The organism is Achromobacter sp. Root565, assembly GCF_001427425.1.
Classification (GTDB): domain Bacteria; phylum Pseudomonadota; class Gammaproteobacteria; order Burkholderiales; family Burkholderiaceae_B; genus Achromobacter; species Achromobacter spanius_D.
This window is the reverse complement of record NZ_LMGO01000006.1, coordinates 125,178-148,363: the sequence shown is the minus strand read 5'-3', so window position 1 is coordinate 148,363 and position 23,186 is coordinate 125,178. Positions and strand designations below refer to the sequence as shown.

The 23,186-nt window shown below is 67.5% G+C and carries 24 protein-coding genes; 12 read left to right on the top strand and 12 right to left on the bottom strand.

The features are described from left to right. Positions 1-97: 97 nt before the first annotated feature. Entirely contained in the window at positions 98-832 is a 735-nt protein-coding gene (locus ASD71_RS22110) for an aspartate/glutamate racemase family protein (RefSeq protein WP_056569839.1), read from the top strand. A gap of 6 nt (positions 833-838) precedes the next feature. On the opposite strand, the gene ASD71_RS22105 is transcribed toward ASD71_RS22110, so the two are convergent. After that, a complete protein-coding gene (locus tag ASD71_RS22105) occupies positions 839-1,549 on the bottom strand; it encodes a Crp/Fnr family transcriptional regulator (RefSeq protein ID WP_056569837.1) in 711 nt (236 codons plus the stop codon). Between the two features lie 160 nt (positions 1,550-1,709). Between ASD71_RS22105 and ASD71_RS22100 the strand changes: the two genes are divergently transcribed. Further along, positions 1,710-3,365 carry an acyl-CoA synthetase gene (locus ASD71_RS22100; protein ID WP_056569836.1) on the top strand — a complete coding sequence of 552 codons (1,656 nt, stop codon included), beginning with the start codon at positions 1,710-1,712 and terminating at the stop codon, positions 3,363-3,365. Between the two features lie 35 nt (positions 3,366-3,400). Further along, the gene (locus ASD71_RS22095; protein ID WP_056569835.1) at positions 3,401-5,170 is read left to right on the top strand and encodes an acyl-CoA dehydrogenase; all 1,770 of its coding nucleotides are present in this window, start codon (positions 3,401-3,403) and stop codon (positions 5,168-5,170) included. 33 nt (positions 5,171-5,203) lie between these two features. On the opposite strand, the gene ASD71_RS22090 is transcribed toward ASD71_RS22095, so the two are convergent. Beyond that, entirely contained in the window at positions 5,204-6,100 is an 897-nt protein-coding gene (locus tag ASD71_RS22090; RefSeq protein ID WP_056569834.1) for a LysR substrate-binding domain-containing protein, read from the bottom strand. A 125-nt stretch (positions 6,101-6,225) separates the two neighbouring features. Here ASD71_RS22090 and ASD71_RS22085 point away from each other — a divergent pair, with 125 nt between their 5' ends. The 6 genes from ASD71_RS22085 to ASD71_RS22060 all read left to right on the top strand — a co-directional run bounded on the left by ASD71_RS22085 (position 6,226) and on the right by ASD71_RS22060 (position 11,778). Further along, on the top strand, positions 6,226-6,975 hold the full coding sequence (locus tag ASD71_RS22085; RefSeq protein WP_056569833.1) for an SDR family NAD(P)-dependent oxidoreductase: 750 nt from the start codon (positions 6,226-6,228) through the stop codon (positions 6,973-6,975). Positions 6,976-7,010: 35 nt separating this feature from the next. Further along, positions 7,011-8,000: a TRAP transporter substrate-binding protein gene (locus tag ASD71_RS22080; protein WP_056569831.1), complete on the top strand. Its 990-nt coding sequence runs from the start codon at positions 7,011-7,013 to the stop codon at positions 7,998-8,000. Between the two features lie 75 nt (positions 8,001-8,075). Continuing rightward, positions 8,076-8,606: a TRAP transporter small permease gene (locus ASD71_RS22075; protein ID WP_056569829.1), complete on the top strand. Its 531-nt coding sequence runs from the start codon at positions 8,076-8,078 to the stop codon at positions 8,604-8,606. 13 nt (positions 8,607-8,619) lie between these two features. Beyond that, positions 8,620-9,879 (top strand): TRAP transporter large permease, encoded by a 1,260-nt coding sequence (locus ASD71_RS22070; RefSeq protein ID WP_056569827.1) that lies wholly within the window; start codon positions 8,620-8,622, stop codon positions 9,877-9,879. A gap of 28 nt (positions 9,880-9,907) precedes the next feature. Next, entirely contained in the window at positions 9,908-10,771 is an 864-nt protein-coding gene (locus ASD71_RS22065) for a transketolase (protein ID WP_056569825.1), read from the top strand. Next, a complete protein-coding gene (locus tag ASD71_RS22060; RefSeq protein ID WP_056569824.1) occupies positions 10,768-11,778 on the top strand; it encodes a transketolase family protein in 1,011 nt (336 codons plus the stop codon). The genes ASD71_RS22065 and ASD71_RS22060 overlap by 4 nt, the downstream gene beginning before the upstream one ends. Positions 11,779-11,802: 24 nt before the next feature. On the opposite strand, the gene ASD71_RS22055 is transcribed toward ASD71_RS22060, so the two are convergent. Continuing rightward, positions 11,803-12,999, bottom strand: coding sequence for an MFS transporter (locus tag ASD71_RS22055; protein WP_056569823.1), 1,197 nt, complete (start codon positions 12,997-12,999; stop codon positions 11,803-11,805). Positions 13,000-13,172: 173 nt separating this feature from the next. Between ASD71_RS22055 and ASD71_RS22050 the strand changes: the two genes are divergently transcribed. Continuing rightward, positions 13,173-13,625, top strand: a complete 453-nt coding sequence (locus tag ASD71_RS22050) for a helix-turn-helix domain-containing protein (protein ID WP_056569821.1) — start codon at positions 13,173-13,175, stop codon at positions 13,623-13,625. 2 nt (positions 13,626-13,627) lie between these two features. Here ASD71_RS22050 and ASD71_RS22045 read toward each other — a convergent pair whose 3' ends face one another. From ASD71_RS22045 to ASD71_RS22035, 3 genes are all read right to left on the bottom strand, one after another. Continuing rightward, a complete protein-coding gene (locus tag ASD71_RS22045; RefSeq protein ID WP_056569819.1) occupies positions 13,628-14,578 on the bottom strand; it encodes a pyridoxamine 5'-phosphate oxidase family protein in 951 nt (316 codons plus the stop codon). Between the two features lie 156 nt (positions 14,579-14,734). Next, complete coding sequence (locus tag ASD71_RS22040) at positions 14,735-15,640, bottom strand: LysR family transcriptional regulator (protein WP_056570561.1); 906 nt, start codon at positions 15,638-15,640, stop codon at positions 14,735-14,737. Between the two features lie 156 nt (positions 15,641-15,796). Beyond that, positions 15,797-16,681 carry a LysR substrate-binding domain-containing protein gene (locus tag ASD71_RS22035; RefSeq protein ID WP_056569817.1) on the bottom strand — a complete coding sequence of 295 codons (885 nt, stop codon included), beginning with the start codon at positions 16,679-16,681 and terminating at the stop codon, positions 15,797-15,799. A gap of 117 nt (positions 16,682-16,798) precedes the next feature. Between ASD71_RS22035 and ASD71_RS22030 the strand changes: the two genes are divergently transcribed. Further along, entirely contained in the window at positions 16,799-17,473 is a 675-nt protein-coding gene (locus ASD71_RS22030; RefSeq protein ID WP_056569815.1) for a flavodoxin family protein, read from the top strand. On the opposite strand, the gene ASD71_RS22025 is transcribed toward ASD71_RS22030, so the two are convergent. Continuing rightward, positions 17,413-17,871 (bottom strand): helix-turn-helix transcriptional regulator, encoded by a 459-nt coding sequence (locus ASD71_RS22025; protein ID WP_235512290.1) that lies wholly within the window; start codon positions 17,869-17,871, stop codon positions 17,413-17,415. The genes ASD71_RS22030 and ASD71_RS22025 overlap by 61 nt on opposite strands. Positions 17,872-17,992: 121 nt before the next feature. Between ASD71_RS22025 and ASD71_RS28065 the strand changes: the two genes are divergently transcribed. Further along, positions 17,993-18,217, top strand: coding sequence for a hypothetical protein (locus tag ASD71_RS28065; protein WP_056569813.1), 225 nt, complete (start codon positions 17,993-17,995; stop codon positions 18,215-18,217). Positions 18,218-18,287: 70 nt separating this feature from the next. Here the strand turns inward: ASD71_RS28065 and ASD71_RS22015 are convergent, their stop codons facing one another. From ASD71_RS22015 to ASD71_RS21995, 5 genes are all read right to left on the bottom strand, one after another. Next, a complete protein-coding gene (locus tag ASD71_RS22015; RefSeq protein ID WP_056569811.1) occupies positions 18,288-19,196 on the bottom strand; it encodes a DMT family transporter in 909 nt (302 codons plus the stop codon). Between the two features lie 157 nt (positions 19,197-19,353). Beyond that, positions 19,354-20,601, bottom strand: coding sequence for a D-amino acid dehydrogenase (locus tag ASD71_RS22010; RefSeq protein ID WP_056569809.1), 1,248 nt, complete (start codon positions 20,599-20,601; stop codon positions 19,354-19,356). A 112-nt stretch (positions 20,602-20,713) separates the two neighbouring features. After that, on the bottom strand, positions 20,714-21,151 hold the full coding sequence (locus ASD71_RS22005; RefSeq protein WP_056569807.1) for an Rrf2 family transcriptional regulator: 438 nt from the start codon (positions 21,149-21,151) through the stop codon (positions 20,714-20,716). Positions 21,152-21,210: 59 nt separating this feature from the next. Beyond that, the gene (gene hmpA, locus ASD71_RS22000; RefSeq protein WP_056569805.1) at positions 21,211-22,428 is read right to left on the bottom strand and encodes an NO-inducible flavohemoprotein; all 1,218 of its coding nucleotides are present in this window, start codon (positions 22,426-22,428) and stop codon (positions 21,211-21,213) included. An 88-nt stretch (positions 22,429-22,516) separates the two neighbouring features. Continuing rightward, positions 22,517-23,182, bottom strand: a complete 666-nt coding sequence (locus ASD71_RS21995; RefSeq protein WP_056569803.1) for a 4'-phosphopantetheinyl transferase superfamily protein — start codon at positions 23,180-23,182, stop codon at positions 22,517-22,519. Positions 23,183-23,186: the final 4 nt, after the last annotated feature.

Here is a 23,186-nt window from a genome sequence, read left to right as displayed (position 1 = left end):
CCGGCGATACCGTAACCGCCGCCGCCCCTACAATCGATCGCGCCTGACCTGTTCCCCGCCGTCCGGCTGCCCGGACGCTGAAGAAGGAATCGACTGGATGAACGCCACGCCGCTGCACATCGGCATCGTCGCCTGCTCTGCCGAGGGCGCCTCGCTCTGCTACCGGACCTTGTGCGCCGAAGGCGCGCAGCGCATGGGCCCGCATGCGCATCCCGAGATTTCGCTGCACACTCATTCGCTGGCGGATTACGTCGCCTGCCTGGACGCCCGCGACCTGGACGGCGTTGCCGCCCTGATGTTGTCGTCGGCGAACAAGCTGGCCCGCGCCGGCGCGGATTTCCTGATCTGCCCGGACAACACCATCCACCAGGCGCTGGACCGCGTCGTGGCGGACTCGCCGCGGCCGTGGCTGCATATCGCGCAGGAGGCCGCCGCCGTGGCGGCGGCGCGCGGTTACCGGCGGGTCGGCATCCTGGGCACGCACTGGCTGGTGGACAGCGACGTCTACCCCGCGGCCTTTGGCGCACACGGCCTGGACTACGCGCGGCCGCCGCAGGACGACCGCCTGCTGCTGGGCCGCATCATCATGGACGAGCTGGTCTATGGGGTGATCAAGCCCGCGTCGGTGGCGCAGTTGCAAGGGATCGTCGAACGCCTGAAAGCCGACAGCTGCGATGCGGTTGTGCTGGGCTGCACCGAACTGCCGCTGGTGCTGAACGACGGCAACTGCGCCCTGCCCACGCTGGATTCGACCCGCATTCTGGCGCGCGCCGCGCTGGACCGTGCGCTGGGCCCCGCTTTTGACCCGACGCGAGGCGGCACGACGCCCTGATTCCCGTCAGATCTGATCCAGCCCGTATTGCCGCAATCGGGCCAGCGCCAGCACCTTGATCTGGTTGTAGGCCAGCGCCAGGATCCCTTGGTCGGCCAGCGTCTGCAGCGCCTGGTTGACCCGCTGGCGCGACAGGCCGGTCAGGTAGCCCAGTTCTTCCTGCGAAATCGCCAGGGTCAGGTCGGTGGAGGGATACAGCTGCGGATTGAAGAGCTGCGCCAGCGATTGCGCCACGCGCGCGTCGGCGTCGAGCAAACGGTGGTTCTGGATGGACGCGATGAACTCGCCCATGCGGTCGTTCAACTGGCCGATGACAAAGTGCGAAAACGGCAGGCTCGCCGACAACAGCGCATGGAATGTCGCGGTGGGCACCAGCATCACCAGCGACGGCTGGATTGCGACCACATCGTACTTGCGCAGCTCGCGCTTGATCGCGCTGCCCTCTCCGAACCACCCGCCCGGCGGCACGCCGGAGAACGTGCAACTGCGGCCGGACTCGTTATAGATCGCCAGCTTGAGAAGCCCGCGGCTGACCCCCAGCCAGTAGTCCGACGGCGCATTGCGCCGCGCAATCCACGCGCCGCTGCCGACGTGCTCCGCGCGCGAGGTCGCCAGCACCAGGTCCTGGTGCCGCGAATCCAGCGCGCCGAACCACGGACAGGCACGGAACAGCGCCGGCAGTTCGTCTGAGGAAACTATGTTTGAAACATCGGACATGGGAAGAACCGTGTAAAACTTGGGGATCGCGCCGCCGGCCGGCGGTCTGTCATGCAGGCGACAGACGCCATTTTCCGGCCGGCCATAAGCTAGGGCAAGCGACGGGGATCAAACCCCGCAGACCTGGATAAGGGGCCACCCTGCCCCATTGGAGACAAGCATGACCGGCATGTTCGATCACGGCCTCGCACGCCGCGAAGCCAATCACGAAGCCCTGACCCCCGTGGATTTCATCGCCCGCGCGGCGCAGGTCTACGGCCACAAACTGGCCGTCGTGCACGGCAAGGTCCGCCGCACGTGGGCGCAAACGTACGAACGCGCCCAGCGCCTGGCCGGCGCGCTGGCGCAGGCCGGCATCCAGCGCGGCGACACGGTTGCCGTCATGCTGCCCAACATTCCCGCCATGGTGGAAGCGCACTTCGGGGTGCCCATGCTGGGCGCCGTGCTGAACACGTTGAACACGCGCCTGGACGCACCCAGCGTGCTGTTCATGCTGGGCCACGGCGAAGCCCGGGCGCTCATCATCGACACCGAATACGCCGACGTCGCGCAGCGCGCCCGCGCTGAGTTTCCGCATCTGAAGATCGTCTCGGTGCACGATCTGGACGGCGCCCCTGCCACGCTGCCGGGCGCCGCCGATTACGAAGATTTTCTGGCCGCCGCGCCCGCCACCTATGACTGGAAGCCGCCCGCCGATGAATGGGACGCCATCGCGCTGAACTACACGTCCGGCACCACGGGCGATCCGAAGGGCGTGGTCTATCACTACCGCGGCGCCTACCTGAACGCGGTCAGCAACATCCTCGAATGGGACATGCCCAAGCATCCCGTCTACCTGTGGACGCTGCCGCTTTTTCATTGCAACGGCTGGTGCTTCGCCTGGACCATCGCGGCGCGCGCGGGCGTGAACGTGTGCCTGCGCCAGTTCGACCCCAAGACGGTGTTCGACCTGATCCGCGACGAAGGCGTCACCCACTACTGCGGCGCGCCCATCGTGCAAAGCGCGCTGGCCAACGCGCCGGCCGAGCTGCGCGCGGGCATTACCCATACCGTGCGCACCATGGTGGCGGGCGCCGCGCCTGCGCCGGCGGTGATCGACAAGATGCGCGAGATCGGCTTTGAGCTGACCCACGTATATGGCCTGACCGAAGTCTATGGCCCAGCCGCCGTCTGCGCGCATCAGGACGCGTGGGACGCGCTGGACCCCGAACGCCGCGCGCTGCTGACCGCGCGACAGGGCGTGCGCTATCACCTGCAGGCTGGCGTGTCGGTGCGCAACCCGGAAACGATGGCTGAAGTGCCGCGCGATGAGGAAACCATCGGCGAGGTCATGTTCCGCGGCAACATCTGCATGAAAGGCTATTTGAAGAACGCGCGCGCGACCGAGGACGCCTTTGCCGGCGGCTGGTTCCACACCGGTGACCTGGGCGTGATGACGGCCGATGGCTATGTCCGCATCAAGGACCGCAGCAAGGACATCATCATCTCGGGCGGCGAAAACATCTCCAGCATCGAGGTCGAGGACGCGCTGTACCGGCATCCAGCCGTGGCGGCCGTGGCCGTGGTGGCCATGCCCGACCCCAAATGGGGCGAGACGCCCTGCGCCTTCGTCGAGCTCAAGCCCGGCTGCACCGCCACCGCCGAAGAAATCATCGCGCACTGCAAGATGCTTTTGTCCGGCTTCAAGGTGCCGCGCGCGGTACGCTTCGGTGACCTGCCCAAGACGTCCACCGGCAAGATTCAGAAATTCGAACTGCGCGCCGCCGTCGGCGCTACGTCCGCCATCGACGTGGCCGGCCCCGGCAAGCCGGCCTGATCCGCTTAACCCATAAAACCAGGAGCGCCTACGCCATGACGTACCAAGCCCCCGTGAAAGACATGCTGTTCGTGTTGAACCATCTGGCCGGTCTGCCGCAGGTGGCCGCCCTGCCCGGGTTCGAGGAGGCCACGCCCGACACCGCGCAAGCCGTGCTGGAAGAATCCGCCCATTTCGCCGCCGAGGTCCTGGCGCCGCTGAACCACCCCGCGGACGAGGCGCCCAGCGCCTGGCACGACGGCACGGTGACCACCGCCCCCGGCTTCAAGCAGGCCTTCCGCCAATATGCAGATGCCGGCTGGCAGGGCCTGTCCCACCCCGTCGAATACGGCGGCCAGGGGCTGCCCGGGCTGATCGGCTCGCCCTGCTCTGAAATGCTGAACGCCGCAAACCTGTCGTTCGCGCTATGCCCGCTGCTGACCAACGGCGCCATCGAGGCCCTGATGACGGCCGGCTCGCCCGAGCTGCGCGAGCGCTTCATCGGCCCCATGATCTCCGGCCAATGGACCGGCACCATGAACCTGACCGAGCCGCAGGCCGGCTCGGACCTTGCCATGGTCCGCACGCGCGCCCAGCCGATGGGCGATGGCACGTATCGCCTGTCCGGCACCAAGATCTTCATCACCTATGGCGAGCACGACCTTGCCGAGAACATCCTGCATCTGGTGCTGGCCCGCCTGCCCGATGCGCCCGACGGCGTGAAGGGCATTTCGCTTTTCCTGGTGCCCAAGTTCCTGGTCAACGAAGACGGCTCGCTGGGCGAGCGTAACGACGTCGCCTGCGTGTCCATCGAGCACAAGCTGGGCATCAAGGCCAGCCCCACGTGCACGCTGCAGTTTGGCGACGCCGGCGGCGCGCTGGGTTACCTGGTCGGCCAGGAAAACCGCGGCCTGGACGCCATGTTCATCATGATGAACGCCGCCCGCTACGCGGTGGGCGTGCAGGGCATCGCCATTGCCGACCGCGCCTACCAGCACGCGCTAGCCTATGCCGCCGAGCGCGTCCAGAGCCGCCCGGTGGACGGCTCGTCGCGCGACGCCGTGCCCATCATCCAGCACCCCGACGTGCGCCGCATGCTGGGCACCATGCGCGCCCTGACCGAAGCGGGCCGCGCGCTGGCCTACGTGACTGCCGGCCATGCCGATCTGGCCCATGCCAGCCCCGACGCCGACACGCGCAAGCGCCACCTGGCAATCCAGGAATACCTGGTGCCGATCGTCAAGGGCTGGTGCACCGAGATGTCGATCGACGTCGCGAGCCTGGGCGTGCAGGTGCATGGCGGCATGGGTTTCATCGAAGAGACCGGCGCCGCGCAGTTCTACCGCGACGCCCGCATCCTGACCATCTACGAAGGCACCACCGCAATCCAGGCCAACGACCTCGTCGGCCGCAAGACGCTGCGCGACGGCGGCGCCGTGGCGCGCGCCCTGCTGGACGCGGTGCGCCAGACCGAAGCCGACCTCGAAGCCCGCAGCGAGCCGGCCGCCGGCCGCATGCTCAAGCCGCTGCGCGAGGCCCGCGAAGCGCTGGCCAGCGCCATCGAGTTCGTTCTTGCCAATGCCGCCGGCAACCCCAACGCGGTCTTTGGCGCCGCGGTGCCCTACCTGCTCCTGGCGGGGACGACGTTCGCCGGTTGGCAGATGGCCCGCGCCCTGCTTGCCAGCCTGGACCTGCAGGCCGAAGACCCGGCCTTCCACAACGCCAAGATCGCCACCGCGCAAGCCTTTGCGCTGCACAAACTGACGCAGGCGCCGGGCCTGGCGGCAGTCGTGCTGGGCACGGCGGACTACGAAGTCCAGCCCTGACGCGAACGCCCGGTCTGCTCCCGCGGGCCGGGCTTAGGGTTTGACCGCCGCCGCAGCGGCCTCGGCGTGGATCCAGGCAAGAAAGGCCTCCACGGACGGACGCTTGGCGTGCCGTGCGGGGTACACAAGAAAGTGCGCCTTCACCGTGACGGCCTTGGCCATGCCAAAGACCGGCTGCAAGCTGCCCTGGGCGAGGTGCATGCCAGCAATGGTGGCGCTTTCCAGCGCCACGCCCAAACCCTGTGCCGCCGCGTCCAGCGACATCTGCGCGCGGTCAAAGCGGATCGTGAAGTGATCCGGCGCGCGCCGTTCCGAATAACGCCCAAACCAGTCGGACCACTGGATGACGCTGACGTTGCTCTGGATCAGCGGCACGTCCAGCAGCTGGTCGATGCGCTTGATGCCGTGCTCGCGGACGAACGCCGCGCTGGCCAGCGGCAGGATGCGCTCCTCGAACAACGGTTCCACCACCACATCGTCCCAATGCGGCACGCCGTAGCGGATGTCGATGTCCGACTGGCCCAGCGCAAAATCGCTGTGCGAATGCGCGGCCGACAGGTTCAGCGCCACATGCGGATGTGCCTCGGCAAACCGCCGCAGCCGGGGCATCAGCCACAGGCTCGCAATGCTGGGCGCGGAGTGCACGTACAAGCTGTTGCTGACGCCCTGGCGCAGGTCTTCGGTGGCCGATGAGATCGCCGCAAGCGCCCCGCCGATCCGCACCAGATATTGCTCGCCCGCGCTGCTCAGCCGCACCCCGTGCGCGCTGCGCTCGAACAGGCGCACGCCCAGGTCCGATTCCAGCCGTGAAATCTGGTGGCTGACCGCCGACGCGGTCAGGTGCAGCTCGGTGGCGGCGATGGCAAAGCTGCGCCGGCGCGCGACGGCTTCGAACGCCAGCAAGTTGACGATGGGCGGCAGCGCAGGCATGGGGTTGTCCCTGACTTCAGATGACAATTCGTCATCTTAGACTGATGACACATCGTTTGTCTTAATGCTAGACGGCGTCCAGAATGGTCCGCACCAATTCCATAACAAGGACAGGAGGACGACAGATGTTGCTCAAGGACAAGGTGGCCGTGATTTCGGGCGGCGCAGGTATCAACGGACTGGGATTTGCCACCGCGCGCCAGATGGCCGCGCACGGTGCGCGCGTGGTGATCCTGGACCTGGAACGCGCCGCGCCCGCCAGCGCCGCCGCCCGGCTGGGCGACGGTCATCTGGGGCTGGTCGCGGACGTGACCGACAAGGCGGCCTGCATCGCGGCCATCGAACAGGCCGTCAAGACCTTCGGCAGGATCGACATCCTGGTGAACAACGCCGGGATCACGCAGCCGGTCAAGACGCTGGAGATCACCGGCGCCGACTACGACCGCATTCTGGACGTGAGCCTGCGCGGCACGCTCTACCTGTCGCAGGCCGTCCTGCCCGCCATGCAGGCGCAGCGATCAGGTTCCATCGTCTGCATTTCGTCGGTATCGGCCCAACGCGGCGGCGGCATCTTCGGCGGACCGCACTACTCCGCGGCAAAGGCCGGCGTGCTGGGCCTGGCGCGCGCCATGGCGCGTGAATTCGGCGCCGACGGCATCCGGATCAACTGCATCACGCCCGGCCTGATCGAAACCGACATCACGCAAGGCAAGCTGTCCGCCGAGCGCAAGGCCGACATCGAAGGCACCATCCCGCTGGCGCGCCTGGGCCGGGCGGACGACGTGGCGGGCGCATGCGTGTTCCTGGCGAGCGACCTGTCGGCGTACTGCACGGGCATCACGCTGGACGTCAACGGAGGCATGTTGATTCACTGATCCGCAGCACCCCAAAAAATTGGAGGAGACAAATCATGAAAAGCAGAAAAATGCTTCAAGCGAGCCTGACCTTGGCCGCTGCCACCCTGCTGCCGCTGGCGGCGCAGGCGCAAAACCTCAAGCTGACCCTGGGCCATGGCGCGGCCGTGGGTAACCCCCGCCACGACGCGTCGATGAAGTTTGCCGAAGTGCTCAAAGCCAAGACGGGCGGACGCATCGAAGTCCAGGTCGCGCCGTCGGCCCAATTGGGCGACGACGCCGCCATGGTCACCGCGCTACGCACGGGCGCCCTGGACATGAGCGCCAATTCCCAAGGCGCCGTCGCCGCCGCCGTGCCGGAGTACGCCGCCTTCGGCATGCCATTCCTGTTCCCGGACGCCAGCGCGGCCTTCAAGCTGCTCGACGGGCCGCTGGGCAAGGAGCTGGCCGAGAAGTCCGCGGGCAAGAACCTGATCCTCCTGGGCACCTGGGACAACGGCATCCGCCAGATGACCAACAGCAAGCACCCCATCAACAAGGTCGAGGACATGAAGGGCCTGAAGATGCGGGTGCCGCCCGACGCAACGCTGGTCGACATCATGACCGCCCTGGGCGCGCAGGCGCAGCAGATCAAGTTCGCCGAACTGTATGTGGCGTTGCAGCAAGGCGTGGTGGACGGCCAGGAAAACCCGCTGATGAACTTCGAGGCCAGCAAGCTGTACGAAGTGCAGAAGCACCTGGCGATGACCAACCATCAGTTCCAGATGACGCCGTTCCTGATGAGCAAGCGCACCTGGGACCGCCTTAGCGAAGCCGACCGCAAGGCCGTGCAGGAGGCCGCCGACGAAGCGTCAGCGCTCCAGCGCAAGCTGAGCAAGGATGCCGACGCGCGCCTGCTGGCCGAGCTGAAGGCCAAGGGGGTGCAGGTTACGACGCCCGACACCGCCGCCTTCGCCAAGGCCACCGCGCCAGTGGACGAGAAATGGCTGGCCGGTCCCATCGGCCCGTACGTGAAGAAGGTCCTGGCCGCGGCGCGCGGCAACTGATACGTCCTTCGGTCACCCCGTGCCCGCCCCACGCGGCGGGCACGGCGGCGGTCCGGCTACAAGGCAGGAGACAACATGAATACCGATCGACATGGACTGGTCGGCAGGGTCATCGACGGCATTTGCCGCGTGGTCCTGTGGCTGTCCACCACGGTGATCTTCCTGATCCTCGTCATCAATACCGCCTTGCGGTATGCGACGGGTTCAAGCCTGGAATGGGCCAACGAGATCCCCGAGCTGCTCTTTCCCTGGCTCGTCATGTCCGGGGTCGTGCTGGCCGCGCTGCACAACGCGCACATCGCCACCACGTTCCTGATGGATGCCGTGCCCGCCCGCATCCGCCGCGTGGTTGCGACCGCGTCCTGGAGCGTCGTGGCCGGGCTGTACGCCACCTTGTCCTGGGCGACGTTCAACATGCTTGAGATCGTCCACGACGAAAAGTCCCCGATTCTGCAGATGCCTGGCTCGCTGACCTATGCGTGCGTGATGGGCGGCATGCTGCTGCTCGCCGTCCTGGCGGCGCAGTCGGCCTGGCAGAGCTGGCATTGCCGCGAGACCGCGGCGCAGCCCGACGGCGAGCCGCAAGCGCCCGCCGTGCACTGGTGATGGGAGAGCAGCCATGAGTGCATTGATTCTGGTCGTCTTCATGGGCGCCGCCGTCGTGGCCATGCCCATCGCACACGCCCTGCTCGTCGCCGCGATGGCGGCGGTGGCCAGCACGGACCGCGTGCCGCTGGACGTGGTGGTCCAGCAGATGGTCGCGCAGGTGCAGAGCTTTCCCCTGATCGCCATTCCGTTCTTCATGCTGACCGGCTCGCTGATGATGGGCGGCAAGCTCGGCGAAGCACTGGTGGGCGTGCTGTCTGCCCTGATCGGCCGCTATCACGGCGGTCCGGCGCAGGTCGGCGTGCTGTCGTCCACGCTGTTCGGCGGCGTGTCGGGCTCGGCGGTGGCGGATGCGTCTGCCATCGGCTCGCTGATGATTCCGTGGCACAAGCGGCTGGGTTACCCAGCTGCATTCTCCGCCGCCACGCTGGCCGCCGCCGCCACGATCGACATCCTGATTCCGCCGTCGATCCCGATGATCCTGTTTGCCCTGACGGCCAACGCGTCGATCGCGTCGCTGTTCGTCGCCGGGGTGCTGCCGGGCCTGCTGCTTTGCGCCGGCTTCATGCTGGCCTGCTGGTGGGTGGGCCGCCGCCGCAACTTCCCCCGGGACACGTCGCCCTTCAACGGCGCCGCGTTCCGCCGGCACCTGCTGTACGCCCTGCCCGCCGTGATCCTGCCGCTATTGATCATCGTGTTCCTGCGTTTTGGCATCGCCACGCCGACCGAGGTCGCGGTCCTGTCCACGTTCTACGCGGGCCTGGTCTCGGCCGTGATGTATCGCGACCTGACGTGGTCACGGCTCAATGCCGCCATCGTCCAGGCCGGGTTGGCAACCGGCGTTGTCCTGCTGGTGATCATGGCGTCTTCGGCCATCGGCTGGCTGCTGACCTTCGACCAGACCCCGCAGGGCATCGCGAATTGGGTCCAGGAAAACGTGCATGCCAAATGGCTGGTCATCCTGATGATGAATCTGATGATGCTGTTTCTGGGCATGTTCATCGACCTGCCTGCCGCTGTGCTGCTGCTGGCGCCGGTCTTCGTTCCGCTGGCGCAGAGCATCGGCATGGACATGACACAGCTGGGCGTGATGATGGTCGTGAACCTGGCCATCGGCCTGTATACGCCACCCGTCGGCACCACGCTCTTCATCACCAGCGCGCTCGCCAAAGTGAAGGTGGGCCAGACCGTGCGCGAGCTCGCGCCCTTCTATCTGGTCGCCTTTTCGGTGCTGGGGCTGGTGTCGTACGTGCCCGCCAGCATCCTGAAATGAACCCCTCACCATGAATAGGGAGCTTCGAATGGAGCAGTCCAAATCTTTGAACGAACTAGCATCCGCCGCGTGGCGCATCCGCCGCTACGCGGTGCGCATGGGCGAAGTCCAGGGCCAGGGCTACATTGGCCAGGCGCTCGGCTGGGCCGACGTGCTGGCCGTGGCCTACCGCCACGCCATGAACGTGCAGCCCGGCGATGCGCAATGGGAGGGCCGCGACCGCTTTCTCCTGTCGCACGGCCACTACGCCATTGCCCACTACGCGGCACTGATGGAGGCCGGCGTCATTCCGGAAAGCGAGCTCGACACCTATGGCAGCGACGACAGCCGCCTGCCCATGTCGGGCATGGCGACCTACACGCCGGGCATGGAGATTTCGGGCGGATCGCTGGGTCAGGGCTTGTCCATCGGCGTCGGCATCGCATTGGGGCTGAAGCACAAGCGCAATCCGGCCTTCGTCTACAACTCCATGTCCGATGGCGAACTGGACGAGGGCTCGACCTGGGAAGCGGCAATGGGCGCGGCGCACCACGAACTGGACAACCTCATCTGCCTGGTCGACATCAACAACCAGCAGGCGGACGGCCCGTCCGGCAAGGTGATGGGATTTGAGCCGTTGGCCGACAAGTGGGCGGCCTTCGGCTGGCACGTTCAGCGGGTGGACGGCAACGACCTGGCCGCCGTCGTGCAGGCATTCGATACCGCGCGCACCCTGCCCGACGCCAAGCCGCGAGTCATCCTGTTTGATACCCGGATGGGCAAGGGCATCCCGTTTCTTGAGCAGCGCGAGAAAAACCATTTCATCCGCGTCGATCCGCCGGAATGGCAACAGGCACTCGACATCCTGGACCAGAACCGCCCCACCCCCACGACCGAAGGAGCCTGGTCATGAGCAGCGCCAGCACCCAGCAAAAGCCCCGCCTCACCACGTCCGCGATGATCGCGTCGATTGCCTCGGAGGGGCAGCGCGTCCGCGCGGCGCCCTTTGGCAAAGCGCTGGTCGCGTACGCGGAATCGCGTCCGGACGTCGTGGGCCTGACGGCGGATCTGGCTAAATACACCGACCTGCACCTGTTCGCCCAGGCGTACCCCGAGCGCTTCTACCAGATGGGCATGGCCGAGCAGCTGCTGATGGGCGCGGCCGGCGGCATGGCCAAGGAAGGGCTGGTACCGTTTGCCACGACCTATGCGGTGTTCGGCACGCGGCGCGCCTACGACTTCATCCATCAGGTGATCGCGGAAGAAAACCTCAACGTCAAGATCTGCTGCGCGCTGCCCGGGCTGACGACCGGCTACGGCCCCAGCCACCAGGCCACCGAGGACCTGGCGATGATGCGCGGCATCCCCGGCCTGACCATCGTCGACCCCTGCGACGCGCTGGACATCGAACAGGCCGTGCCGCAGATCGCCGAGCACCAGGGCCCGGTCTATATGCGCCTGCTGCGCGGCCAGGTGCCACTGGTGCTGGACGAGATCGAGGGCTACCGGTTTGAGCTGGGCAAGGCGAAGATGCTGCGCGAAGGCAGCGACGTGCTCATCATCTCTAGCGGCATCATGACGATGCGCGCGCTGGAGGCCGCCGAGGACCTGGCGCGCGACAACATCGGGGTGGCGGTGATGCACAGTCCGACCATCAAGCCGCTGGACGAGGCCAGCCTGGTCGAGGCGGTGCGCTACAAACACCGGCTGGTGGTCGTGGCCGAGAACCATTCGGTGATCGGTGGGCTGGGTGAGGCCGTGGCCAGCGCATTGCTGCGCCATCGCGTGCAGCCTGCCGGATTTCAACTGGCCGGGCTGCCGGACGCGTTTCTTGATGCCGGCGCCCTGCCCACGCTGCATGACCGCTACGGCATCAGCCGTGAAGCGCTGGCCGGCCGCATCAAGCGCTGGCTGGCGTGACTGGACAATGACGGGCGCACGCAACTAGCTGTGCGCCCGCCCGTCTCCCGGACAAACCGCGCGTGCCCCGCGCGGCACGGTCGCCGCCCAGAACAACAACGCCGCCACGCTGATGCCCGCGCCCAGGGCGCACACGCCCAGCCAGCCGGCTTGCGCGTACACGGCGGTGGCGGCAATCGAGCCCAGGCCGCTGCCGACCGCATAGAACATCATGTATCCCGCCACCAATCGGCTATGCGCCTGCGCGCCAATGCTGAAAATCATCGCCTGATTCGTCACGTGCAGCGCCTGCAGCGCCAGGTCCAGCGCCAGCACGCCGAGCGCCAGCAGCCACAGGCTGTGGTCCAGCAAGGCAATCGGCGCCCAGGCCACGCACAGCAGCGCCAAGCCGATCGCGGTGGTGCGCTGGCCGTGTCCGGCGTCGGCCAGGCGGCCGGCCTGCGCCGCCATCAGCACGCCCACCACCCCCACCAGTCCGAACGCGCCCACCGCCGTGTGCGACAGCGAATGCGGCGGCGCGCTGAGCGGCAGCACCAGCGCGGTCCAGAACGCGCTGAACGCGGCGAACATCAAGAGCGCGATCATGCCGCGCACTTGCAGCACGCGCTCGGTCGCGAGCAACGTGAAGACGGAACGCAACAGCGCGCCATAGCGCAGCGCGGCTGCGGGCAGGCGCCGGCGCGGCAGCCAGCGAGCCAGCACCAGCGCCAGCACCGCCGACAGAATGGCCGACGCCACATACACCGCACGCCAGCCCCATAAATCCGCCAGCGCGCCGGCCAGCGTGCGCGCCAGCAAAAGGCCGATCACCACCCCGCCCTGCGCCGCCCCCAGCACGCGCCCGCGTTCGGCCGGGGCGGCCAGCGCCGCCGACAGCGCGAGCAGGCCCTGCGTCATCGCGGTGCCCAGCAATCCCAATGCGACCATGCCCGCCAGCAGCCAAGGCGCGTTTGCCGCAGCCGCCACCGCTGTCAATGCCAGCACCAGCAGCGCCAATTGCCCCAGCATCAGCCGCCGCCGGTCGAGCAGGTCGCCCAGCGGCACCACGAAGAACAGCGCCAGCGCGCAGCCCAATTGCGTGGCGGTGACGACGATGCCCACCGCCGCCTCGTCCAGATGGAATTCGCGGCCGATGGCGTCGAGCAGCGGCTGCGCGTAATACACGTTGGCAACACTGAGTGCGCAGGACGCTGCCAGCAGGAACACCAGCGCGGGCGGCATCGGGCGGGGCGCGTCGTCTTCGGGTGCGTCGTCTCTCGGTGTTTCGTATTCGGGTGCGACGGATCGGCTAGTCGGGTTCATGATCTATCTAGTTTTATTACGAAACCAGAATGCTAGTTCACAAGGTTTTATAATGCAACCAACTTCATCCTGAGAATCGGCAAGGAGTCCACATGGTCAAACGCACCAGCCTTGAAGGCGCCGCCTGCCCGGTGGCGCGCTCGCTCGACGCCATCGGCGATTGGTGGTCGCTGCTTATCGTGCGGGACGCCTTCGATGGCCTGCGCCGGTTTGGCGAATTTCAGAAGAACCTGGGCATGGCAAAGAACATCCTGAGCGACCGGCTGCGCACGCTGGTCGCGCACGGCATTCTTGCCGTGGCGCCGGCGTCCGACGGCAGCGCTTACCAGGAATACGTCCTGACCGAAAAAGGCGAGGCGCTGTTTCCGGTGATCGTCGGACTGCGCCAATGGGGCGAGGACCACTACTACGGCTCTGACGAGGCGCATTCCACGCTGATCGACCGCCAGCGCGGGCAGCCGGTGCAACGGATGGAGATCCGCGCACAGGACGGCCGGCTGCTGAACCCGGGCGACACGGTCGTGCGCAAGGTGGCCGACGCCTGACGCTAGGCCGCGGCCGGCCACCGCCCGGTCGCCAGCGCGGTGGGCGACCACGCATCGAAGCGCCAGCGCAGGGCCAGCGCGCCCGGCCGCCTGACCACGCGGCGCACGTGCACGCGCCACAGGCGTTCGGCGCCCGCGAAGGCGGCGATGTCGGGGCTGTCCAGAATCACCTCGGCGCGCCCCGTCAGTTGCAGCAGGTCGCCGCGTTCAAAGTCGATAAACAGCAGACCCGCGACGGGGTTGGCGGCCAGGTTGCCCAGGGTGTTGAAAAACCGATTGCCCGAGAAGTCCGGAATGGTCAGCACATCACCGTCCACCCGCACGAAGCCCGGCTTGCCGCCCCGGTGCGACACATCGACGGCGACGCCGGCATAGCTGGCGACAAAGAAAGTGTCAGACGCCAAAATCAGTGCGCGCGCCGCGTCGTCCAGTCCGCCGCGTTCCGGCAATGCGGCGGCAAAGCGCATCGACGGCGAGCGCGAGAAAAAGAAATCGCGCGACTGGATGTACTGCGGACAATTGCCGAAGGACTGGGCCACCGTCACGTCGAAGCGCTTGCCATCCCAGGCCGCGATGCGGCCGTTCATGCGGTTGCGCCGGCGGGTGTGCAGCTCGATGCCCAGCAACCCCACCGGCCGGCCCACCCCCAATCCGGCGCGCAGCGGGTCGTCTTCGTCCGGCATGGCCGCGATGCGCAGCGTATGCGGGTCCGGCGACACGGCAAAGCCTGGCAGCCCTTCCAGAATGCCGGCCCAGGGATCGCCCTGCGCGTCCACCGCGCCAGCCACCACGAACGGCAGCTGCGCGAAGAATTCGCGATGCGGGTCGGGCATGAAGTCGCGGATGACCTTGCGGCCGATCATGTCAATGCGCGCGGCAACGCCGGCGTGCGCCTGCAGTTGCACTTCGCCTGCATGCCAGGGCGACGGTCCGGTGTATTCGGGGAGGTTCATGACGGTGTCCTTGCGGGGACCAGCGCCGGGTCGGCTTGCATCCGGACGCTCGCTGGCGGGTTCGAGACTCCATGGTGGGGCCGGCGGCGCAATTCCGGAACGGCCGGCGCCGGCAAGACACTCTTGCGATAGATGAAACAAACCCAAATAAACCCGTCAGGCCGGCAGCGCCGCCAGGTCGCCGCGCAGCGCATCCACGCAGAAATCCACGAAGCTGCGCACCTTGGCCGAGCTTTTGCGCCCTTCCGGATACACGAGGTGGACAGGCACCGGCGGCATCTCGAAGTCGCGCAGCACCACCTGCAAGGCTCCGCTGGCTAGGTGCGGCGCCACCTGATAGGACATCACCTGCGTCAGGCCCCAGCCTTCGCGGGCCGCGGCCACCGCCGCCTGGAACGATGTCACCGTCAACTGCGATTGCATGTGCAGACGCAAGGTCTGGCCTGCCTGCGAGAAACGCCAGTGCGGCGCGCGGCCTTCCATCGCGGCAGTGATGGTGCAGAAGCGATGCAGCGACTCGGGGTCGGCCGGTGCGCCGTGGTCGCGCAGGAAATCGGGCGCGGCGCACACCACGCGGCGCACATGCCCCACCGGCACCGCCGTCAACGAGGAATCCGGCAGCGCGCCGATCCGCACCGCGACGTCGATGTCCTCGTCCACCAGGTTCACGACCCGATCCACCAGCAGCGCACGCACCGACACCTGGCGATGCGCCCGCAGGTAGCCCAGCACCGCCGGCATGACGTGCAGCTCGCCAAACAGCGCCGGCGCGGTGATGGCGAGCGCCCCGCGCGCCACCGCCATCGCGCCGGCGGCGGCGTCATCGGCCTGCTCGACCTCTTCCAGAATGCGGCGGCAGTCGGCGGCATAGCGCTGGCCGGCTTCGGTCAGCCGCAGGCTGCGCGTGGTGCGCACCAGCAGCAAGGCGCCCAGCCGGCGTTCCAGCGCCGCCACGCTGCGCGTGACGGTGGGCGCGGACATTTCCAGGCGCCGGGCTGCGCCGGAAAAACTGCCCGCGTCGGCCACAGCCAGGAATACCGTCATTTCTTGGAATTGGTTCACAGCGGGGCGCACTCCATAGTCCGAAAACGCCGCGCCGCCCGACATGAGACAGGCCGTCGCGGCAGCGATGACGCGGCGACGTCAATGTACCCGCTGGCGTTCGGGCTGTCTCGCCGCATCTGCGGCAAACCGTCGCGCCGTCCACCCGCGCCAGACCTACGCGCGGAATTCCTGGCGCAGCCACGACAGGAAAGCCTTGACCGGCGGGTGGCGTTCGCGCCCTGGCGCGCACAGCGCCGTGTAGACCGAGCCTGCCACCCGGATCTCCGGCCGATAGGAAACCAGTGTTCCCGCGGCCACGCTGTCGGAAACCATCACCGAGCTGGCCAGCACCAGGCCCTGCCCCGCAATCGCCGCCTGCATCGCATAGTGTTCTTCAGTGTAGGCGTGCTGCGCCGCTGGCCGCCGCCATGCGGGCAACCCGGCCGCTTCGCACCACGCCTGCCAGCCTTGCTCATACAGGTCCGAATCACGCCAGCGCACCGTCACCAGCGCAGGCGCGCGGCGTCCGGCACGGGCGACCTGCGACGGCGCTCCATACACCCCGAACCACTCGGGCAGCGCGCAGGCCGCGTGCAAGGCGGGATAGCGCTGGCGGCTGTAGCGGATGGCGACGTCCACGCTGGCGTCCTGCAACAGGTCCACGGGATCGGGCGACGTGTCCAGGCGCAATTGATACTGCGGAGATGCCGCGTAAAAGCGGCCCAGACGCGGCACCAGCCACAAGGCCGCGAAGGAATGGGTCGTGGAAACGGTCAGCGCGCCGGACTCGGGCGCGGGCCGCAAGGCATCCAGCGTCTGCGCCACGTCCAGCAACGCGCCATGCACGCCGGCAAACAGGCGCGCGCCCTTGTCGGTCAGCCGAACGCCGCGCGGCACGCGATCGAACAACGCGCAGCCCACATGCCGCTCAAGCGCCTTGATCTGATGGGACACCGCCGTGGGCGTGACCGACAGCTCGGCCGCAGCCAGCTTGAAACTGCGCAGCCGGGCCGCGGCCTCGAACGTGCGCAGCGCAGTAACGGGAAGCGAGGCAAACATGGCCGGAATCCTTGGATGAATTGTATTCATCTTAGTGAAGGAATGGTCAGTTGTCGCCGGCACCCATTCGATACCAACATCACGCTTCGCATCGTTAATTCTTGAGAGGAGCTTGGCATGAATTCAACTCATCGCCCCGAACGCCTGCTGATCCTGGTTGGCAGTCCCCGCCGCGATGGCAACAGCGCGGCGCTGGCCGAATCCGCCCGCCGGGGCGCTGAAACGGCCGGTATCGTGGCATCGGTGTTTTTCCTGGACGACTACATCCAGGGCCTGCTGCCCGATCTGCGCCACGCCAAGCCGCCCGCCGACCGCTACGCCGAACTTTTCCTTGAACATTTTCTGCCGGCCGGCGGCGTGCTGTTCTGCACGCCCATCTACTGGTATGGCATGTCCGCGCAGACCAAGGCGTTCTTTGACCGGTCGTTCAGCCACTACGCGGGATCCGGGCCAGAACCGGAACGCGTCAAGGCCGGCATGGCGGGCAAGCGGCTGGGGCTGGCGGTGGCCTCGGAGGAAACCTATCCGGGCGCGGCGCTCGGCATCGTGCATCAGGTCCAGGAATTTGCGCGCTATACGCATTCCAGCTTTGTGGGCTTTGTGCACGGCGCCGGCAACCGGCGCGGCGAGATTGCGCTCGATCCCCGGCGGCCGCTTGCCGCGGCGCATGCGCTAGGCGCGAAATTCTTCACGCGCAAATACTCGGATTACCGGCTTGAGACGCCCCGCCCTCACAACGTCTGGGAGCCGCCCGCCCCGGCCTTGAGCAGCACGCCCGGCGGGCTGCCGTAGATCTGCTTGAACACCCGGGTCAGGTGCGCCTGGTCGGCGAAGCCCACCGCCTGCGCCGCATCCGCCAACGGCAAGCCGGCGCGCAGCAGCACCCGGGCGCGCGCCACCCGCCAGTTACGCAGCCACGCCTGCGGCGGCAACCCGTAGCGCCGGGCGAACTGTTTGACCAGCGTGGTCCGGTGACGGTCCTGGGCTTGCGCCAGCGCCTCGAGGTCGGGCGCGCAGGACGGATCCGCCGCCATGCGCTCGCGCAGCAAGGCACACACGTCGGTGATGCAGGCGGGGTCCTTGAGACTGACCGAGGCAGACGTGCCGCCGTCTTCCAGCGCCTGGGCATGCGCGGCCAGCGTGCCGAACAAGGCCGCCGAAATCCGTGCACTGCGCGCGGCGGGCGTCATGCACGTCCAGGCCGGCGCCGGCCAGTGCCCGGCACGCGTCGAAGGCCTGGTTGACGTTATGGTCGATGGCGGCGCGGTCTGCCACGTACTCGCCTAAATAGAAGAGCGAGGCGCGAATGCCATGCGCCTCGCGCAGCCTTACGGCGGTCCGCACGGCTTCGTCCACATCGGCGCCGCCGACGAACCGGCGCGCCAGCGAGGTCCGGGCGGCCATCGCCCGCATTGCCTGACCGACCGCTGGGCTGCGAGCCAGCGCAGTCGTGGTTTTCTGGAAAATGCTCATCGCCTCACCGCGCAAAGCGGCCACTATGCGGCGATGGCGGGCGCCTGTCTTGAACGCCCGTGAATGCGCGGCCAGGCCTTGCTCACCTCCCACGCAAGGTGCGCGCCGGACTTGAGCGCCCATGCATACCCGGCTAGGCCCTGCCCGCCGCCGCCACGCGCCCGGCGCGGAACAGCGGCCGCTGCACGGTCTGCGCCAGCAGCACTCCCGCCAGCGTGACCGCGCCGCCCAGCAGGTGATAACTGTGCAGGCGTTCGCGCAGCATCACAAAAGCGGCCAGCGCGGTAAAGAGCGGCAACAGGTTGATGAAGATGCTGCAGCGGTTGGGCCCCAGCCGCTGCACGCCTTCGATCCACAGGTACGACAGCAGCACCGACGAGAAAATGCCGGCGTACAGGATAAGCGGCACCGTGTTGGCATCCAGCGCGGCTTGCGCCGCCGGCACGCGCAGGTACAGCGGGAACATGTAGATCAGCGCAAAGATGGACTGCACGAAGGTGGACTGCCAGGCGGGCACCGGCAACTTCCAGTGGCGCAGCAGCACGCCGTACAGCGCGTACGACAAGGCGGCCAGCAGCATCAGGCCGTCGCCCACGTGCACGCCATGCTGGAACACGCTGAGCATGTCGCCCTGCCCCACCAGGTACAACAGGCCGAGGAAAGACAGCGCGCCGCCCGCGGCCATGCCCAGCGTCAGCGGATCCCGCAGGATCACCACGCTGAGCAGCATGCTGAGCAGCGGAATCAGCGCCGTCAGGATGGCCATGTTGGTGGCGGTGGTGGTCTCGGCCGCCCGATAGGACAGCGCCTGGAACACGGCTGCGGACAGCGCGCCATACAGCGCCAGCTTTGGCCAGTGCCGCAGGATGACCCGCCGGTTGCGCCACGCCGGACGGGCTGTGAACAGCCCCATCAGGAACAGCGCCAGCAGCAGGCGGTAGAAGGTGATCGCGGTGGGCGAGATGGCGCTGGCGGCCATCTTGGAGACGATGACGTTGCCCGCCCAGAACAGAATGGCGAACAACGGAAAGAGAAAGGACATGGCGATGGACTCGAAGGATGGATCGGCGCCTTCGCGGCCGCCGAATGCGGCGGCGTGCGAAGGTTGATCGCTATCCTATTGAGCCGGCATCAGCCCGTCTGCCGATGAAATGGCATCGGCTATCGCGAAATGGACATGGCCCATCGGGGCGGCGGCGTCAGGGCTTGAACGGCGCCGGATCCAGCGGCAATTCCATCTCACCCATCTGCGCGGTCAGCAGCGCCGCGCTGCCGCAGGCCAAGGTGAATCCCAGCGCCCCCTGGCCGACGTTCAGCCAAAGATTGTCGGCCGCGGGGCTGCGGCCGATCAGCGGCTTGCCGGTGGGTGTGGCCGGACGCAAACCCGCCCACGGAATGGCCTGCCGCAGGTCAAGCTGCGGAAAGGCTTCAAGCACTTGTTGCTTGAGCAGGCCGATGCGCGCGGGGTCGATGTCGGCATTGTTGCTGCCGATGTCCACCATGGCCGCGATCCGCAGCACGCCGCCCACGCGGGCGTAGACGATGCGCCGTTCGTAGTCGGTCACGCTGATGCGCGGCGCCACAGTGTCGTCTTGCGCCAGCGGCACGGTCAGGCTGTAGCCCTTCAGGGGATACAGCGGCACATCGTGGCCCAGCGGACCGAGCAAGGCGCGAGTGCCGATGCCCGTGGCCAGCACCACGGCGTCGGCGCCAATGTCGCCATCGCGCGTGTTGACCGCAACAATGCGGCGGCCTTCGCGCTGCAGTCCGGAAACCGGGTTGGACATGGCGCACTGCACGTTGCCCAGCGTTTGCAGGCGGTCGAACAGCGCTTCGGTGAACTGGCGGCAGTCGCCGGCTTCTTCGCTGGGGGTGTAGATGGCGCCCGCCAGGCTTGTGCCCATGCCGGCCAGCGCGGGTTCGCGCGCGACGGTCTGCGCGGCGTCCAGCACCTGTTGGTCCGCGCCGTGCGCGGCCTGGTAAGCCACCAGCGCGCGCGCCTTTTCCAGCAGGTCGGGGCTGCGGTAGGCAATGAGTTTGCCGTTTTTCAGATGGCCGAACGCCAGGTCTTCCTGTTCCAGCAGCGAGTGCATGACGTCGCGGCTGAGGTAGGACAGCGTCAGCATCTGGGCCGTTGAGGCCTTGGCCACCGACGCGCGGCAGGCCAGCGCAAACTGCAGGCACCAGCGCCATTGATGCGGGTCCAGCCGGGGCTGGAAACGCAGCGGCGAGTCGTGGCGCAGCAGCCAGCCGGGCACACTGGGCAGCACGCCGGGTCCGGCCAGCGGCGCCACATAGCTGTAGCTGAGCTGGCCACCGTTGGCATAGCTGGAGACTTCCGCCGGGCGGGGCTGGCTGTCGACCAGCACCACGTCATGACCCTGGCGCGCCAGGAAATAGGCCGACGTCACACCGACGACGCCGGCGCCGATCACGCAAACGCGCATACCGTTATCCAAGAAGACCGCGAACGGGCCCATTCTGTAACGGCCGCCCCCGCGCGGGCAAATGCCAAACGCCGCAGGGGCCATAACCAAACTTCATGCCCCTGCCCGGGCTTCAGGCCACCCGGTGCAGCTTGATGATGGCGGCGGCGGTCGGTTCGCGGACCAGATCGGCCAAGGTGTAGCTGTTGAGCGTGTCGTAAAACGCCTGCAGGGTCTGCGCCAGCACGCCGGACAGCCGGCACACGCCGTCCAGGGCACAGGGCGGTTCGTGGCAATCGATAAGGGGGCCCTGCTGCTCGAGTTCCCGCACCAGGTCGCCGACCCGGTACTCCGTGGCGGGACGGGCGAGGCTGAGACCGCCACCCTTGCCGCGCGTGGTGCTGACCCAGCCGCGCTGCGACATGAAGTGCACCACCTTCACCAGATGATTGCGAGACAGGCCAAAGCGGTCCGCGATCTCGGGAATCGTGACGGCCACGGACCGGTCGCGGCATTGCGTCAGGTACATCAGGACGCGCAGGCCGAAGTCGGTGAATCGGTTCAGTTGCATGGTGGGTGGGGTGCGTGGACCGGGCGGCCCGGAAACATCAGGCCGCCAGGATACACCGCTCAGGCGCCAGGGCCGCCGGTGCCGAACGCCTCGGCGTGGATGCGGTCTTCGGCCACCCCCAGCCCCACCAGCGCTTCACGCTGTGCGCGCATGAAGGCCGCCGGTCCACACAAGTAGTAATCGGCGCCCGGCACGATGGCCTCGTCGCGGATCGCGTGAAGATCGACGCGTCCCGTGTGATCGTAGTCGCGGCCGGCCTGGTCGCCGTGGCCCACCTCTTCGTAGAACACCGCCTTGCGCACGTTGGCGCGCGATGCTGCGATGTCGTTCACGTGCTCGCGCATGGCATGCACCGAGCGGTTGCGGCAGCCGTGCACAAAACGGATCTGGCGCTCGTCGTTGGCGCGCACCAAATGGTTCAAGATCGACACCATCGGCGTCAGGCCCACGCCGCCGCTCAGCAGCACGACGGGGGCATCGCCGTCCTCACGCAAGTGGAAATCACCCTGCGGCGGCGCCACGTCCAGCACACCGCCCTCTTCCAGGCGGTCGTGCAGCGCGTTGGACACGCGGCCCATCGGCGTCTGGACGCCAGCCGGTTCACGCTTGACCGAGATGCGCAGGCGATCCTGTCCCGGCGCGTCCGACAGGCTGTACTGGCGCGGTTGCATCAGACCCAGTTCCGGCACGAACACGCGCACGGACACGTACTGCCCGGGCCGGTAGGCCGGCACGGTGCCGCCGTCTGCGGGGGCCAGGTAGAAAGAAGTGATTTCGGCGCTTTCGGGCTGCTTGCCCACGACGCGGAACGCGCGCCAGCCTGTCCAGCCGCCCGGCTTGTTGGCCGATTCCGCATACAGGCGCGCCTCTTCGGCAATCAGCAGGTCCGCCAGTTGGCCGTAGGCCGCGCCCCACGCACCGACCAGTTCGTCGGTGGCGGCGTCGCCCAGCACTTCACGGATGGAAGCCAGCAGATGCTTGCCCACGATGGCGTAGTGTTCCGGACGGATGCCCAGGCTGACGTGCTTGTGCACGATGCGCGTCACCACCGGCATCAGCACCGAGGGGTCGTCGATGTGCTCGGCATAGGCAGTCACCGCGCCGGCCAACGCGTGCTGCTGCGCGCCGCCCGCCTGGTGGGCCTGGTTGAACACATGCTTGAGTTCCGGATTGTGCTGGAACATGCGCGCGTAAAAGTGCTTGGTCAGGGCGACGCCATGAACCTTCAGGACAGGGGCCGTGGCCTTGACCAGCTCGCGGATTTTGGGGCTCAACATCAACTGCTCCTTGAATGGCGAACGGGCTCGCCTTTAAACATATATTTATAATACATCTTTAAATGCGAACGGCGAAATCGCCCGGGCATCAAGCGGAATCGGTGCGCCACTGCCCGGCCAGTTCCACCTCGGGCAACGCGCAGCCGGCCGCGCCGTGCCAAGCTGGTTCCATCGGGCCGCGGGCGGATGCATCAGGGGCCTGCCACACCACCGACGCCATCCAACCGGCGCCGGCCCGATAAGAGCACGCGGACCAGCGCCCGGCCGGCGGCCGTAGCGCCAGGCCTGTCGAAATGGGATTCAGCCCCACCGACGCCATGTCCGCGGGAAAATCCAGGCCCGCAGCCTTGATGAAAGCCTCTTTCAACGTCCATAACTGATAGAAACGAAGCAGCCGGGCCTCCTCAGGCAGCGAGGCCAGCAGGTCGCGCTCCGCCCGAGAGCACACCCATTGCGCCAGCCCGTCAACGTTGCGTGGCCGGGTGGCCTCCAGGTCGACGCCAACCTTCCAGCCCGGCGGCGCGGTGGCCAACAGGGCATGCCCGCTGCTGTGACTCAGCGACGTGGCCCCGGATCCGGGCCGCGCGGCGCGCCCGTGCTGCAGCAGCGCGCGGCTGACTTGCCAGTCGCGCTGGGCCTTGCCGCTGCGGATCGCGGGCGCCCTGAGGGCGTCATCCGCGGACAGGTGTTCGACACCATATAGAGAGGCGGCGCTTGGATCGGCCCACCAGATTAAAAGTTCCTGAACGCCCACAAGT